A 14,377-nucleotide genomic window follows, 5' to 3' on the forward strand; every position below is an offset into this window, starting at 1 on the left:
ATCTATCCGCCCCCGCTGAGCGTGACGTTTGCGGGGCGAATCGACCGAATTCGCCCCGCAAACGTCACACTCAGCGGGGGCTGGTCACTCTCAGTGGGGGCTGGGCGTGGTCAGGGGGTGCCGAAGGCGCGGGGGAGGTTGAACGGCGTCACGACCTGGACCTGCGACGGCACCGACGTCGGCGCGCCGGGGAGGGCGCCGTGGTGCTGCAGGAGGAGGCGGCAGGCCCGCCGGGTGTCGGCGCGCAGGTCGTGGTGCAGGGCGTAGTGGACGCGGCGCGTCCGCAGCAGTTCGGTGTTGTCGGCGTCGAGGTCGTGCGCGACGAAGACCCGCGGCGCGCGTCCGGCGTCGGCGAACGCCTCGAGCGTCGCACGGTTGCCGCCGCCCACCGAGTAGACGGCGTCGAGGTCGGGGTGGTCCGCCAGCGCGGCCCGCACACCGGTGCCCGTGGTGGGGTCGAGGCCGTCTGTGTCCGTCAGGTCGACGACGCGACGGGCGGGGGAGAGGTCGCGCAGTGCGTCGACGAACGCCGACACCCGCTGCTCCTCGCCCCGGAAGTCGCTGCGGCTCAGCGTCACGAGGACCGCGCCCGACCCTGGCGCGCCCTGCGCGACCAGGTAGGCGGCGGTGCGCCCGGCGGCGTCGTTGTCGATGCCGACGTACGCCAGCCGGCGGCTGCGCGGCACGTCGGTGACCAGCGTGACCACGGGGACGCCCGCGTCGGCCAGGGCCGCCACCTCGTCCGCGACGTCGGGATGGTCGGGCGCCTTCAGCACGACGCCGTGGGAGCGCCGACGTCGTACGTCGCGCAGGGTCGCGACCATGGCACCGACGTCGGCCTCCTCGCGCAGGTGGAACCGCGAGCGCACCACCGCGGGTCGCAGCGACGGGAGCTCGGCCTCCAGCGCCTGGCGCACCGCCGTGCTGAACCGGACGGGAGCCTGCATGACGAGGTCGAGCAGGAACGTGCGCCCGACCAGCCGCAGCTGGGACGCCTGCCGGTCGAGCTCCTCGACGGCACGCTCCACCTCGGCCACGGTGGCTGCGCGCACGCCCGGGCGTCCGTGCAGCACGCGGTCGACGGTGGCCTCGCTCAGCCCGCTCTGCTGCGCGATCTCGCGGACCTTGTGACGGTGGGGCACCTGCGCAGCCTAGTGCGCGCGAGCTCTTCCTGAGGTGTTCTTGAGGGGTTCTCGACCCTCCACGCGCGAGCGGACGGACCTAGCGTGGTGGCGTACCCACCCGCCCCGCCCGACCCGAGGAGCCGAGCATGAGTCTCGTCGACCACACCGCCCCTGCCGACCGAGGCACCGCGCGCCGCGCGCGGTTCACCCCCGACGACGTGCGACTCGCCGACCTCGTCGAGGTCGTGTCCGAGCCCACCCGCGCCGACGACTACCCCCACGCCGACGGGGTCGAGCAGGGTGTCGTCGTCTACGCCTCGGCGACGCTGCGCGCTGCCGTCGCGTCGCCCGAGGGCGAGGACGCCGTGCGTGCCGAGCTCGTCCACGCCCTCACCGACGGACCGGGGATCGTCGTGCTCAAGGGGGCCTGGGACGACCATGACGTCGTCGACCGCGCCACGGCCGCCTTCGAGGAGGTCATCGCCCAGGAGAAGGCCGCCGGGGGAGCCGCGGGCGACCACTTCGCCAAGCCCGGTGCCAACGACCGCATCTGGAACGCGCTGGAGAAGCTGGCCGTCACGGACCCCGCCACGTTCGTCGACTACTACGCCAACGACGTCCTGGCCCTCGTCTCGACCGCCTGGCTCGGCCCCGCCTACCAGGTGACGTCGCAGGTCAACGTCGTCCGGCCCGGCGGCGTGGCCCAGGACCCGCACCGCGACTACCACCTCGGCTTCCTGTCCGACGAGGTCGCGGCGCGGTACCCGGCGCACGTGCACCTGCTGTCGCCCGTGCTCACCCTCCAGGGCGCGGTCGCGCACGTCGACATGCCCGTCGAGAGCGGTCCGACGCTCTACCTGCCGCACTCCCAGAAGTACGGACCCGGCTACCTCGCCTACCGTCGCGACGACGTGCGCGACTACTTCGCCGAGCACCACGTGCAGCTCCCGCTGGAGAAGGGCGACGCCGTGTTCTTCAACCCGGCCCTGCTGCACGGGGCGGGCAGCAACGTCTCGGCCGACGTGCAGCGCGTCGCGAACCTCCTGCAGGTCTCGTCGGCGTTCGGGCGCGCGATGGAGGCCGTCGACCGCGCGCGTGCGACGACGGCCGTCTACCCGACCCTGCTCGAGCGCAAGGCAGCCGGCTGGTCCGACGCCGCCCTGCGTCGCGTGGTCGCGTCGGTCGCCGAGGGCTACCCGTTCCCGACCAACCTCGACCTCGACCAGCCGGTCGACGGCATGACCCCGCTCTCGCAGGCGGAGGTCGTCGAGCAGGCGCTCGCCGCAGGCCGCGACGTCGACCAGGTGGGCCAGGCGCTCGGCGCGTACGCCGCGCGTCGTCGCACCGACGGGGCGGGCTGACGTGGGCTCCCTCGACGGGCGTGTCGTCCTGGTCTCCGGAGGCACGCAGGGCGTCGGCCTCGCGATCGCCCGCGCCGCGCTCCGCGAGGGCGCCCGGGTGGTCGTGACCGGACGTCGCGCCGACGTCGGCGAGGCAGCGGCCGCCGACCTGTCCGCGCTCGGTGACGCCACGTTCGTGCGCTGCGACGTGGCCGACGTCGACGCGTGCCGCGGCGCCGTGGAGGCCACCGTGGCCGCACACGGCCGGATCGACGGATTGGTCAACGCAGCCGGGTTCACCGAGCGCGGCAGCGTGCTCGACACGACGCCGGAGATGTTCGAGCAGCACGTCGCGGTGAACCTGCGCGGCCCGTTCTTCCTCATGCAGGCGGCGATCGGCGACATGGTCCGCCGCGGCGAGCCGGGGTCGGTCGTCAACGTCCTCACCATGAGCGCGCACGGCGGCCAGCCCCACCTCGCGCCGTACTCGGCCACGAAGGCCGGGCTCGCCGGACTGACCAAGAACGCCGCGTACGCCCACCGGTTCGACCGCGTGCGCGTGAACGGCGTGAACATCGGATGGACCGACTCCGACGGCGAGGACGTCATCCAGCGTCGCTTCCACGACGCCGGTGACGACTGGCGCGAGCGGGCTGCCGAGCGGCTGCCCGCCGGTCGGCTCGCGACGCCCGAGGACGCGGCCGGCATCGTCGTGCTGCTGCTGAGCGACGCGAGCGGGGTCGTCACGGGCTCGGTCATGGACTGGGACCAGACCGTCGTGGGCACGTCGGACTGACCGGGTCGGGGCGCGAGGCGTGTCACGCTGTCAGCGAACAGGGCGTGTTCGCGCGTGTCTCGCGCCCCTTCGCCCTCTAGGGTCGAGAGCGTGAACACACCAGACGTCAGCACCCAGCACGGTCCGGGTCCGGACGCGTCGGGCCTGCGCATGATGGCCGGCACCGACGTCGGGCCCTCCGACCTCGACGGCCACATCTACCAGCGCCTGCTGCGCGAGCGGATCATCTTCCTCGGGTCGGAGGTGCGCGACTCCAACTCCAACGCGATCTGTGCGCAGATGCTCCTGCTCAACGCGGAGGACCCGAACGCCGACATCTTCCTGTACATCAACAGCCCCGGCGGCTCGGTCGACTCCGGCATGGCCATCTACGACACCATGCAGTTCATCTCCAACGACGTCGCCACCGTGGCCATGGGCCTCGCCGCGTCGATGGGGCAGTTCCTGCTGGCCGCCGGCGCGCCGGGCAAGCGCTACGCCCTGCCGCACGCGCGCATCATGATGCACCAGCCCTCGGGCGGCATCGGCGGCTCCGCGTCGGACATCAAGATCCAGGCGCAGCAGTCCATCCTGCTCAAGAAGCAGCTCAACGAGCTCCAGTCGCTGCACACCGGCCAGACGATCGACCAGATCGAGGCCGACGCCGACCGCGACCGCTGGTTCACGCCCGAGCAGGCGAAGGACTACGGCTTCATCGACCAGGTCATCAAGAACGCCGGCGAGGTCGGGAACAAGGGGAGCGAAGCATGAGCTACTACATCCCGCAGTGGGAGGAGCGCACGTCCTACGGGTTCCGGCGCATCGACCCCTACGCGAAGCTGTTCGAGGACCGCATCATCTTCGTCGGCACGCCGATCAGCGACGACGTGGCCAACGCGGTCATGGCGCAGCTGCTCTGCCTGCAGCAGATGGATGCCGACCGCGACATCCAGCTGTACATCAACAGCCCCGGTGGCTCGTTCACGGCGATGACGGCCATCTACGACACGATGCGCTACCTGAAGTCCGACGTGCAGACCGTGTGCCTGGGCCAGGCGGCCTCCGCCGCCGCGGTGCTGCTGGCGGCCGGCACGCCGGGCAAGCGCTACGCGCTCCCGAACAGCCGCATCCTCATCCACCAGCCGTACACCGAGGGCACCGGCGGCCAGATCTCCGACCTGGAGATCCAGGCCAACGAGATCCTGCGCATGCGCGCGCTGATGGAGCAGATGATCGCCGACGCGACCGGCAAGACGCCCGAGGACGTCAGCAAGGACGTCGAGCGCGACAAGATCCTGACGGCCGAGCAGGCCAAGGAGTACGGGATCATCGACCAGGTCTTCGACTCGCTGAAGACTCCCGCCGTCTGACCGGCCCGGCGACGCCACGACACGCGCGTGGCGTCGCCGGTTCGCAGGTGGTGGTCCGAGCCGGCCGGTAGTGTGAGGCTGGCGACACGACGTCCGCGTCGTGAGTGTTCGTTCGACGGAAGGGAGCGCGCCCGTGGCACGCATCGGTGAGACCGCCGACCTCTTGAAGTGCTCGTTCTGCGGCAAGAGCCAGAAGCAGGTCAAGAAGCTCATCGCCGGCCCCGGCGTGTACATCTGCGACGAGTGCATCGACCTCTGCAACGAGATCATCGAGGAGGAGCTGGCCGAGGGCGCCGAGCTGAGCCTCGGCGAGCTGCCCAAGCCCCACGAGATCTTCGACTTCCTCAACGGCTACGTCGTCGGGCAGGACAACGCCAAGAAGAACCTCGCCGTGGCGGTGTACAACCACTACAAGCGCGTGCAGGCGCAGGCCACGAGCGGGCGCGCCAAGGACGACGGCGTCGAGCTGGCGAAGTCCAACATCCTCATGGTCGGCCCCACGGGCTGCGGCAAGACCTACCTCGCCCAGACGCTGGCGCGCATGCTGAACGTCCCGTTCGCGATCGCCGACGCCACCGCGCTCACCGAGGCCGGCTACGTCGGCGAGGACGTCGAGAACATCCTCCTCAAGCTCATCCAGGCCGCCGACTACGACGTCAAGAAGGCCGAGACGGGCATCATCTACATCGACGAGGTCGACAAGATCTCGCGCAAGGCCGAGAACCCGTCGATCACCCGCGACGTGTCCGGCGAGGGCGTGCAGCAGGCGCTGCTGAAGATCCTCGAGGGCACCACCGCGTCGGTCCCGCCGCAGGGCGGGCGCAAGCACCCCCACCAGGAGTTCATCCAGATCGACACCACCAACGTGCTGTTCATCGTCGGTGGCGCGTTCGCCGGGCTCGAGGAGATCATCGAGCAGCGCAGCGGCAAGGTCGGGCTGGGCTTCAACACCGGGGGAGTGGCGGAGAAGAAGCCCGAGACGGCCCCGGAGAAGCTGTTCTCCCAGGTGCTGCCCGAGGACCTCCTCAAGTTCGGCCTGATCCCGGAGTTCATCGGCCGACTGCCCGTCATCGCGGCCGTCGACAAGCTCGACAAGCCGGCGTTGGTCTCGATCCTCACCGAGCCGCGCAACGCGCTCACGAAGCAGTTCGTGCGGCTCTTCGAGCTCGACGACGTCGAGCTCGAGTTCACCGACGACGCCTGCGAAGCGATGGCCGACCTCGCGCTCGCCCGCGACACCGGCGCCCGCGGTCTGCGCTCGATCATCGAGCACGTGCTGCAGCCCGTCATGTACGACATCCCGTCGCGCGACGACGTCGCGAAGGTCGTCGTCACCGGCGCGACGGTCCGCGGCGACGAGGGTCCGACGGTCCTCACCCACGACGAGGTGGCCAAGAAGGCCTCCTGACCGTCGCCGCATACCGTCGGTATCCGGGGTCGGCTAGGGTCGACGGCATGACCGTCGACATCACCCTGTTCGGGGCGACCGGCTTCACCGGGACGCTCACCGCCGTCTACCTCGGCACCCACCTGCCCGAGGGCGGCACGTGGGCGGTGGCCGGGCGCAGTGCCGCGAAGCTGCAGAAGGTCGTCGACGAGGTCGAGGCCGCGGGCGGCGTGGCGCCGCAGGTCGTGGTCGCCGACGTGTCCGACGCCGACTCGATGCGGTCCATGGCCGAGGGCACGCGCGTCCTCATCTCGACCGTCGGCCCGTACGTCCAGCACGGCGACCCGGCCGTCCGGGCGGCCGCCGAGGCCGGTATCGCCTACGTCGACCTGACCGGCGAGCCCGAGTTCGTCGACCGCACCTGGTTGGAGCACCAGGAGACCGCGCTGCGCACCGGCGCGACGCTGGTGCACGCCTGCGGGTTCGACTCCATCCCCTACGACCTCGGGGTGCTGTTCACCGTGGAGCAGCTGCCCGAGGGCGTCCCGATCGACGTCAAGGGCTACATCCGCGCCGGGGGCACGGCGTCGGGCGGCACCTACCACTCCGCCATCGGCGCGTTCTCGCGCCTGCGTCAGTCAGCGGCCACGGCCAAGGAGCGCAAGCAGCGCGAGCAGCGTCCGCAGGGCCGCTCGGTCCGCGGCGGCGGCTCCATCGGCCGAGGCGCGGGAGGGAAGGGCTGGGCGCTCCCGCTGCCGACCATCGACCCGCAGGTCGTGCTGCGCTCGGCGCGCGCCCTGGAGCGCTACGGCCCGCAGTTCACCTACTCCCACTTCGCCCAGTTCAAGAAGCTTCCTGTCCTGGCCGGCACCGTGGTCGGGGCGGGCGTCCTGCTCGCGGGCTCGCAGCTCGCGCCGACCCGCAAGGCCCTGCTGAAGCTGCGCGCGCAGGGCGATGGCCCCAGCCCGGAGAAGCGCGCGTCGTCGTGGTTCTCGCTCCGCCTGGTCGGTGAGGGCGGCGGCAAGCGCGTCGTCACGCAGGTGAGCGGCGGCGACCCGGGCTACGACGAGACCGCCAAGATGCTCAGCGAGTCGGCGCTGTGCCTCGCGTTCGACGACGTGCCGAAGGTCGCGGGCCAGACCACGACGGCCGTCGCGATGGGCCGCCCCCTGATCGAGCGCCTCCAGGCCGCCGGCATCCGGTTCGAGACCCTCGAGTCCCGCTGACCCCTCGCGCGGAGTGCACGTGTGCGTGGGGCCCCACGCAAACGTGCAGCCGCGGGAGGGCTACTCGGTGGGGGCGAGGGTGGCGTCGGTGACGAGCTCGGTGGTCGAGTCGTCGGCCGACGTGGTCAGCTCGCCGGTCACGCGACCTGCGGCCTTGACGTCGTCGACGGCCAGCAGGAGGCGGTCGAGCGACGCCTGCGGTCCGCGGACCGTCACCGCCGTCACCTCGGTGCGCTGGCTCACCTTGGCCACCGACTTCGCGCCCCGGATGCCTGCGAGCGCCTCGGCGGCCGTCGGCAGCAGGGCGACGTCGCCGTCCACCGCGACGTCGTCGGGCGTCGGCCAGGACGCGCGGTGCACCGAGCCCTCCTGCCACCAGCTCCAGACCTCCTCGGTCACGTAGGGCAGGAACGGGGCGAGCAGCCGCAGCTGGGTCGACAGGGCGAGCACGAAGGTGGCCTTCGCCGACGTCCCGCCCTCGTCGTCGCGACGGGCGCGCTCCTTCACCAGCTCGAGGTAGTCGTCGCAGAAGTCCCAGAAGAACTTCTCCGTGACCTCCAGCGCTGACGAGTAGTCGTACGCCTCGAAGTGGGCGGTCGCCTGCTCGACGACCTGTCCGAGCGCCGCGAGCACCGACCGGTCGAGCGGCTGGGTGACGGCGTCGAGGTCGAGGTCGGCGGCGGTGGCGCCGAGTCCGTAGTCCTCGGGCGCCGCCAGGACGAACTTGCTCGCGTTCAGCACCTTCATCGCCAGCCGACGGCCGACCTTCATCTGGGTCTCGTCGAACGGGGAGTCCGAGCCGGGACGCGCCAGGGCGGCGCGCCAGCGCACGGCGTCGGCACCGTACTTGTCGAGGATCTCGTCGGGCACGACCACGTTGCCCTTGGACTTGCTCATCTTCTTGCGGTCGGGGTCGACCACGAAGCCCGACAGTGACGTGTGGCTCCACGGGACCTGCCCGAACTCCTGGTGGGAGCGCACGACGGTCGAGAACAGCCAGGTGCGGATGATGTCGTGTCCCTGCGGGCGCAGGTCCATCGGGAACGTGCGCGCGAAGAGGTCGGCGTCGCGCTCCCAGCCGCACACGATCTGCGGGGTCAGCGACGACGTGGCCCAGGTGTCGAGCACGTCGGGGTCGGCGACGAAGCCGCCGGCCTGGCCGCGCTGCGACTCCTCGAAGCCGGGCGGGGCCTGCGACGCGGGGTCGACGGGCAGCGTGTCCTCGGCGGCGAAGATCGGGTCGTCGTAGTCGGGCTGTCCCTCGGCGTCGAGGCGGTACCAGACCGGGAACGGGATGCCGAAGAAGCGCTGGCGGCTGATCAGCCAGTCGCCGTTCAGACCCTCGATCCAGTTGGTGTACCGGCTCTGCATGTACGCCGGCGTCCAGTGGATCTCGTCGCCGCGGGCGACGAGCGCCGCGCGCAGGTCGGCGTCGCGGCCGCCGTTCTTGACGTACCACTGGCGCGTGGAGACGATCTCGAGCGGCTTCTCGCCGCGCTCGTAGAAGTTGGCGACGCGCTGCGTCGGCTCGGGCTCGCCGTCGAGGTCGCCGCTGTCGCGCAGCGCCTGCACGATCGCCTCGCGCGCGCTGAACGTCGTCTTGCCGGCCAGCTCGGCCCACAGCTGCTCGCCCGGGCCGCCCGCGATCCACTCGGGCACGTCGCGCAGCACGCGGCCGTCGCGGCCGATCACGGTGCGGTTGGGCAGCTGCAGCTCGCGCCACCACTGCACGTCGGTCAGGTCGCCGAACGTGCAGCAGTGCACGATGCCGGAACCCTTCTCGGGGTCGGCCAGGGTGCTGGGGTGGATCGGCACCTCGACGCCGAACAGCGGCGACGTGGCCGTGCCGCCGAACAGGTGCTGGTACCGCTCGTCGTCGGGGTGGGCGATGAGCGCGACGGCGGCCGGGGTCAGCTCGGGACGCGTTGTCTCGACGTGCACGCGGCTGCCGTCGGGCAGGTGGTAGGCCACGCGGTGGTAGGCGCCGGGGTAGTCGCGGGCCTCCAGCTCGGCCTGGGCGACGGCGGTCTGGAAGGTGACGTCCCAGAGGGTCGGCGCGTCCTGCATGTACGCCTCGCCGCGGGTGACGTTGCGCAGGAAGGCGCGCTGGCTGGTGGCCTGCGCGTCGGCGCCGATGGTCGTGTACGTCTGGCTCCAGTCGACCGACAGGCCGAGCGTGCGCCACAGCTTCTCGAAGACCTTCTCGTCCTCGAGGACCAGCTCGTTGCACAGCTCGATGAAGTTGCGTCGGCTGATCGGCACCTGCCTCCCCCCGCCCTTCGACCCCGTGTCGGGCTTCGCGGGCGGCGTGAAGTCGGGGTCGTAGGGCAGCGACGGGTCGCAGCGCACGCCGTAGTAGTTCTGCACCCGACGCTCGGTGGGCAGGCCGTTGTCGTCCCAGCCCATCGGGTAGAACACCTCCTTGCCGCTCATCCGCTGGTAGCGGGCGACGAGGTCGGTGTGGGTGTAGCTGAACACGTGTCCGACGTGCAGCGAGCCCGAGACGGTGGGCGGCGGGGTGTCGATGGAGTACACCTCGTCGCGGCTCTTGCTGCGGTCGAACGCGTAGGTGCCCTGCTCGGCCCATACCCCGCTCCACCGCTCCTCGAGTCCTTCGAGGGCGGGCTTGGCCGGGACGCGGTTGTCTGCAGTGGTCACGGGAGCACAGTCTAGGAGGTCGCCCGGCGGGGGTGCCGGGCCGTGGGCGGCGACGGGTGCGGGGGGTGCCGGGCCGTGGGCGGCGACGGGTGCGCGGGGGTGCTCAGTCCAGGTCGAGGGAGAGCGGCTTGGGGTCGCGGAGGTCGGCCCGCTCCTCGGCCGAGAGGCTTCCGCTCTTGACTTCGGCACCGCTGGTCTTCGCCTTGAGGATCAAGCGCCGACGGTCTGCGTCCAGGGTGGCGACGACCGCGTGGTCGTCGGCGGTGGCGGTCATCCCCTGTCTGCCCTGAGGCAGGCTGGCGATGGCTCCTGGGGCGAGCCCCAGATCAGTCAAGGCGGCCCGGACCTTCTCGAAATCGATGGGGCGGTCGGCGCGGAAGGTGACCTGCGCGTCGTAGCCGTACAAGAGGGTGGAGCCGGAGTACCCCGCCTGAACGTAGCCGCCCACGGCCCGCTGCGGCTCGACCTCGATCGCAGCACCCACCGCGGGTGCCACCTGTTCCAGACCTCGATCCGCTCGGGTCTTGATCTCCTCGAGTCCTTGTCGGCCGTCGGACACGTGGCTCCCGCTGCCGCATGCGGCGAGCAGCGCGCCGGCCAGCGCCAGCGCCATCGCGGCAGCCGCCACCGGTGCGCGCCTCATGGTTCGAATCCCGTCGGGATCTCGTTCGGGCGTCGATCTTCCTCGGGATCCTGCATCGGCCCGTACCACGGATCGTGGCGGTGCTCGGCGGTCAGTACCTGGTCGTGGGTGCCTGCGACGATCTGGCCCATGTTGTAGAGCGACTCCGTGTCCGGTTCGTAGTACTGGTTGTGGTCCCAGATCCAGTCGTGGGTCCCGCGCTGGACGTTCTCGGCCTGGAACCGCTGTGCGCCGAAGTCCTCGTCGGTGGGGTCGAGCCCGAGGCCGGTCCCGACCCAGCCGTTGCGGGCGAGGTGGCTGACGGCGTCCTCGCTGGCCGACCCGGCCCAGACCTGGTCGGCCGCCAGGCCGAGGTCGGTGGCGTGGTCGGCGGCGTGTCCCGCGCCGGGGCTGCCGATGAGCACGACGTCGTCGGCAGGGATGCCGTGGTCGGTGGCGGCGTTGCCGACCGTGGTCGACCCGTAGCTGTGACCGATGACCGTCAGGTTCGCCCGTCCGTGAGCGTCCTCGTCGCGGACGGTGCGCATGCCGTCGAGGAAGTCGGCCAGACGGTCGCCGCCGGCGTCGGCGAGACCCTCGTCGATCACCTGGAGGGTGTCGAGTCCGTGCAGACCGAAGTTCGACGGTGCGTCGTAGCCGATCCACATCGTCGAGGCCACGGACTGGTCGGGGTCGGCCAACCGGGCCGTGCTGTAGAGGTTCCCCACGCTCTCGGTGCCACCCTCGATGGAGGCGCCGTCGTTGAGCATCCCGGGCACCGACACCGACACGTTCTGGGCGGTGTCGGGGTTGCCGACCGAGACGGCCACGGCGCCGTCACCGTCGAACGCCGTCGGGTCGTAGAGGCTCAGGTAGCCGTCGAGCGCCTCGCCGGTCACCGGGTCCTCCCGCGCTGCGACGTTGTCGAGGGCCGTCTGCGCGGCTTGTGCCCGCTCCAGGTGCCGGCGCTCGGCGAACGACATCGGCTCGCCGCTGTCCTCGCGGGTCTCGAGCCGGTCGAGGTCGAGGGCGAGGGAGATCCGGTTCGCCTCGTCGCGAGCGGCGGTGGGGATGCCGTCCGTATTGCCGATGATCTGGGGGTGCGCGGCGATGAGCGCCTGCTGCTGCGCCTCGTCGAGCGACGTCCACCAGTCGTGCACGCTCTGGACGGTGGCGCCGTCCGTGCCGGGGGCGCCGGGGCGCTGCAGCAGGGCGTCGGCCGGATCGGTGAGCCCGACGGCCGACTGCGTCACCTCGCCGGCGGTGTCGACGGCCTGCAGGTGCTGCACCATCTGCTCGTCGGCCGTCTGGCAGTCGGACACCAGCGTCGCGTGGTCCTGGTCGAACGTGGCGATGGAGACGCGCAGCTGCTCGGCCCGCTGCTCGAGGGCGTCGATCTCCGCGTCGCTGACGTCGACGGCGGCGTTCACGTCGGCGAGGAGGTCCTGCCGTCCGGACACCAGCGTGGAACGACGCTCGACGAGGTCGGTGCGCCGCCGCTGGCGGTCGGCGAGCCCGGTGGCGTAGTCCTCGACCTGCCCGGCGACCTTGCGCAGCACCAGCGAGCGGTCGTCGGCGTCGTCGGCGGTGCCCACGGCGGCCCGGCGGTACGCCTCGGCCGCGTCTCCGTCCCAGCGGTCGCCACTCAGCACGTCGCCGGCGAAGGTGGCGAGGTCGTCGAGGCCGGAGGAGACGGTGAGCAGGTCGGCGGCGAAGCCCTGGAGCGCCGCGACGTCGCCCGGCACCTCGGCGACCGCGACGGCGTCCGCGGGGATCGCGATCGTGACGGTGGTCATCGCTCGCCCTCGCCCATCTGCAGGAGCCACTCCTGGAAGGCCTCCTGGCTGCGGACGTCGGAGTCGACGTAGGCGGTGTGCGCGTCCAGCATCCGGCTCTCGAAGTCGCGGGACGTCGCCTCCAGGCTGTCGACCATCCCCGCCCACTGCTGCCGGAAGGTCGTGGCGGCGCCGCTCACGCCGGGCGGGAACCCGGAGACGTCGGCCGAGCGGAGACGCCGTGACAGGCCCTCCAGTGTGTCGGCGTGGTCGCGCCAGTCGTACGACGCGGTGATCAGCGCGCCGGGATCGACGGACCAGTAGCCGCTCACGACCGCTCCTCCGCCCGCAGCGCCCGGAGCGTCCGGGGGGCGATCGGCACGGTGGTGCCGCGCACCTCGAGCCGCGCGGCGTCGTCGTGCACGGTCAGCTGGAGCTCCTGCCCCTCACGCTCGGCGACGAGCAGCGGGAGGCCGGCGGGGGGCTCCGACGTCGACCAGCCCAGGTCGGCGAGGATCGGTCGGGCCGTGCCGACGAGGTCGAGGGGGACGTGCTCGCCGCGCTGCGACCGCACGGGACGGGCGGTGCCGGGCACCAGGCCGCTGGTCCAACGCACGGGCGACGCCTCGGGAGCCGTCCCGAGCAGCGTCTGCCACAGCGCCGCGAAGTCGTGGTCGAGCCGGTCGGCGACGCCGTGCGCCTCCTCGACGGTGACCGGATCGCCCTGGACGGGCGGTGGCGTCGTCGTCCCTGCGGGTGGCAGCAGGACGACGTCGACGTCGGGGTGTCGACGTCGCACGACGTCCCAGAACGGCTCGCGTCCCCCCGGTTCGCTCATGGGCAGGAGCGTAGTCGGGTTCCCGGTCTGGGTGAAGTGTCCAGGTCAGGTCAGCCAGCGGAGCGTGCGGCCGTGACCATGGGTCCACGCGACGGACCGACCGTCGACGCCGAGGACGAACGTGGGCCGGCCCGACTCCGGCAGCGGGCCGGTGGAGGTGACCGAGGGCAGGACGTTCGCCGACTCGTTGCTGACCCAGTGGCAGGCGCCGTCAGCGACGAGGCCGCGGACGAGGGTGTCGAAGGCGCCACGCTGCGCGTCGTCGAGGTAGGCGGCGACGGCGCTGTGGAAGACGACCACGGGTCCGTCCGCCGCGGCCTGCTCCACCTGGCGCGGGAGCTCGTCGAGCAGGTCGCCCCGGACGATGTGCGGTGGGTCGGTGCGGGCCACGTCGATCGCCTGGCGCAGGCGGGCGCGGCGGTCGTCGTGCTCGGGCCACACCAGGGCCTCCAGCCAGGCGGCGTCGTCCGGCGACGTCGGGTCGAGCGGGTGGAGGTCGATGCCCCGCCGTGCCGCGACGGGCGGCACCTCCTGGGGGAGAGGTGCCCAGCCCTTCACGCGGCACGGGAGGTCGGGACCCGCACCGACGACGACGTCTCCGTCGTCGGTGCGCCATCGGTACGTGTACCGGTCGGGGTACAGGCAGAGCCCCGCGCTCGAGCCGACCTCCAGGAGCGACAGCGCGGCGCCTCCGTGACGTGCCGAGAGCTGCGCGAACGCCGGGACGAGCGTCGCCAGACGACCGACCTCGTTGGTCTGCGTCGAGCGCTCCAGCACGGTCGCGCGGATCGGTCCGTCGGGTCCGTCGTCGAGGAGGGCCGCACGGAGGGCGGTGTACGGACCGGGGGCGGGTACACCGTGGACCCGGGCGGCCGCGAAGACCAGGTTCGGCTGCTGCTTGGCGCGCGGCAGGGTCGACAGCCAGTCGAGCACCTCCGCGTCGTCGGCGACCGCGGTCGACCAGGCGGCGAACGTGGGGGAGTCCGCGGCCTGGGCGGCGAACTCACGGTACTGGTCGACGACGTCGTGCCAGAGGTCCATGGGGTCAGTCTCCGCCGCGACGTGGGGAGCACGTCACCAGGGTCGGCCGCGCAGGTCGACGTCACCCGCCGGCCAGACCGTCACCGGCCGCCGGGCGCCGTGCACCAGGACCGGCGGACCGGGCTCCTGGACCTCCGCTCGGCCGTCGACGCGGCTCAGGCTGCGCTCGCGAGCGGTGACGCGGTCCATTCGCAGAGCAGTGAGGCTCGACCACGAGGACC

General features: G+C 71.9%; 14 protein-coding genes. 6 read left to right on the forward strand and 8 right to left on the reverse strand.

All coding sequences use genetic code 11. The features are described 5' to 3' along the window. Positions 1-110: 110 nt before the first annotated feature. Positions 111-1,142, reverse strand: coding sequence for a LacI family DNA-binding transcriptional regulator (locus AC3WRM_RS11370; protein ID WP_492248534.1), 1,032 nt, complete (start codon positions 1,140-1,142; stop codon positions 111-113). A 128-nt stretch (positions 1,143-1,270) separates the two neighbouring features. On the opposite strand from AC3WRM_RS11370, the gene AC3WRM_RS11375 reads away from it, so the two are divergent. The 6 genes from AC3WRM_RS11375 (at position 1,271) to AC3WRM_RS11400 (ending at position 7,222) form a co-directional block, all read left to right on the forward strand. After that, positions 1,271-2,485, forward strand: coding sequence for a phytanoyl-CoA dioxygenase family protein (locus AC3WRM_RS11375; RefSeq protein WP_492248535.1), 1,215 nt, complete (start codon positions 1,271-1,273; stop codon positions 2,483-2,485). 1 nt (position 2,486) lies between these two features. After that, positions 2,487-3,260, forward strand: coding sequence for an SDR family oxidoreductase (locus AC3WRM_RS11380; RefSeq protein ID WP_492248536.1), 774 nt, complete (start codon positions 2,487-2,489; stop codon positions 3,258-3,260). Between the two features lie 153 nt (positions 3,261-3,413). Next, positions 3,414-4,010 carry an ATP-dependent Clp protease proteolytic subunit gene (locus tag AC3WRM_RS11385; RefSeq protein ID WP_492248563.1) on the forward strand — a complete coding sequence of 199 codons (597 nt, stop codon included), beginning with the start codon at positions 3,414-3,416 and terminating at the stop codon, positions 4,008-4,010. Then, positions 4,007-4,609, forward strand: a complete 603-nt coding sequence (locus AC3WRM_RS11390) for an ATP-dependent Clp protease proteolytic subunit (RefSeq protein WP_492248537.1) — start codon at positions 4,007-4,009, stop codon at positions 4,607-4,609. Before AC3WRM_RS11385 ends, AC3WRM_RS11390 begins: the two co-directional genes overlap by 4 nt. Before the next feature lie 133 nt (positions 4,610-4,742). Further along, positions 4,743-6,017: an ATP-dependent Clp protease ATP-binding subunit ClpX gene (gene clpX, locus AC3WRM_RS11395; RefSeq protein ID WP_492248538.1), complete on the forward strand. Its 1,275-nt coding sequence runs from the start codon at positions 4,743-4,745 to the stop codon at positions 6,015-6,017. 47 nt (positions 6,018-6,064) lie between these two features. After that, positions 6,065-7,222 (forward strand): saccharopine dehydrogenase family protein, encoded by a 1,158-nt coding sequence (locus AC3WRM_RS11400; RefSeq protein WP_492248539.1) that lies wholly within the window; start codon positions 6,065-6,067, stop codon positions 7,220-7,222. A 60-nt stretch (positions 7,223-7,282) separates the two neighbouring features. Here the strand turns inward: AC3WRM_RS11400 and valS are convergent, their stop codons facing one another. The 7 genes from valS to AC3WRM_RS11435 form a co-directional block, all read right to left on the reverse strand. Continuing rightward, positions 7,283-9,880 (reverse strand): valine--tRNA ligase, encoded by a 2,598-nt coding sequence (gene valS, locus AC3WRM_RS11405; protein WP_492248540.1) that lies wholly within the window; start codon positions 9,878-9,880, stop codon positions 7,283-7,285. 103 nt (positions 9,881-9,983) lie between these two features. Continuing rightward, complete coding sequence (locus AC3WRM_RS11410) at positions 9,984-10,523, reverse strand: hypothetical protein (protein WP_492248541.1); 540 nt, start codon at positions 10,521-10,523, stop codon at positions 9,984-9,986. Then, positions 10,520-12,298, reverse strand: a complete 1,779-nt coding sequence (locus AC3WRM_RS11415) for an alpha/beta hydrolase (protein ID WP_492248542.1) — start codon at positions 12,296-12,298, stop codon at positions 10,520-10,522. The genes AC3WRM_RS11410 and AC3WRM_RS11415 overlap by 4 nt, the downstream gene beginning before the upstream one ends. Beyond that, positions 12,295-12,609 carry a hypothetical protein gene (locus tag AC3WRM_RS11420; protein WP_492248543.1) on the reverse strand — a complete coding sequence of 105 codons (315 nt, stop codon included), beginning with the start codon at positions 12,607-12,609 and terminating at the stop codon, positions 12,295-12,297. Before AC3WRM_RS11420 ends, AC3WRM_RS11415 begins: the two co-directional genes overlap by 4 nt. Next, positions 12,606-13,115: a hypothetical protein gene (locus AC3WRM_RS11425; RefSeq protein ID WP_492248544.1), complete on the reverse strand. Its 510-nt coding sequence runs from the start codon at positions 13,113-13,115 to the stop codon at positions 12,606-12,608. The genes AC3WRM_RS11420 and AC3WRM_RS11425 overlap by 4 nt, the downstream gene beginning before the upstream one ends. A 45-nt stretch (positions 13,116-13,160) precedes the next feature. Then, positions 13,161-14,156 (reverse strand): DUF2332 domain-containing protein, encoded by a 996-nt coding sequence (locus AC3WRM_RS11430; protein WP_492248545.1) that lies wholly within the window; start codon positions 14,154-14,156, stop codon positions 13,161-13,163. A 33-nt stretch (positions 14,157-14,189) separates the two neighbouring features. Continuing rightward, positions 14,190-14,345 (reverse strand): hypothetical protein, encoded by a 156-nt coding sequence (locus AC3WRM_RS11435; RefSeq protein WP_492248546.1) that lies wholly within the window; start codon positions 14,343-14,345, stop codon positions 14,190-14,192. Between the last annotated feature and the right edge of the window lie 32 nt (positions 14,346-14,377).

This window comes from Aeromicrobium sp. EU05-FHT14F07 (assembly GCF_058790455.1).

Coding starts and splice junctions, on each gene's coding strand:
- AC3WRM_RS11375 (WP_492248535.1), top strand. CDS start 1,271: ATGAGTCTCGTCGACCACACCGCCCCTGCCGACCGAGGCACCGCGCGC.
- AC3WRM_RS11385 (WP_492248563.1), top strand. CDS start 3,414: ATGGCCGGCACCGACGTCGGGCCCTCCGACCTCGACGGCCACATCTAC.
- AC3WRM_RS11390 (WP_492248537.1), top strand. CDS start 4,007: ATGAGCTACTACATCCCGCAGTGGGAGGAGCGCACGTCCTACGGGTTC.
- AC3WRM_RS11400 (WP_492248539.1), top strand. CDS start 6,065: ATGACCGTCGACATCACCCTGTTCGGGGCGACCGGCTTCACCGGGACG.
- AC3WRM_RS11410 (WP_492248541.1), bottom strand. CDS start 10,523: ATGAGGCGCGCACCGGTGGCGGCTGCCGCGATGGCGCTGGCGCTGGCC.
- AC3WRM_RS11415 (WP_492248542.1), bottom strand. CDS start 12,298: ATGACCACCGTCACGATCGCGATCCCCGCGGACGCCGTCGCGGTCGCC.
- AC3WRM_RS11425 (WP_492248544.1), bottom strand. CDS start 13,115: ATGAGCGAACCGGGGGGACGCGAGCCGTTCTGGGACGTCGTGCGACGT.
- AC3WRM_RS11430 (WP_492248545.1), bottom strand. CDS start 14,156: ATGGACCTCTGGCACGACGTCGTCGACCAGTACCGTGAGTTCGCCGCC.
- AC3WRM_RS11435 (WP_492248546.1), bottom strand. CDS start 14,345: ATGGACCGCGTCACCGCTCGCGAGCGCAGCCTGAGCCGCGTCGACGGC.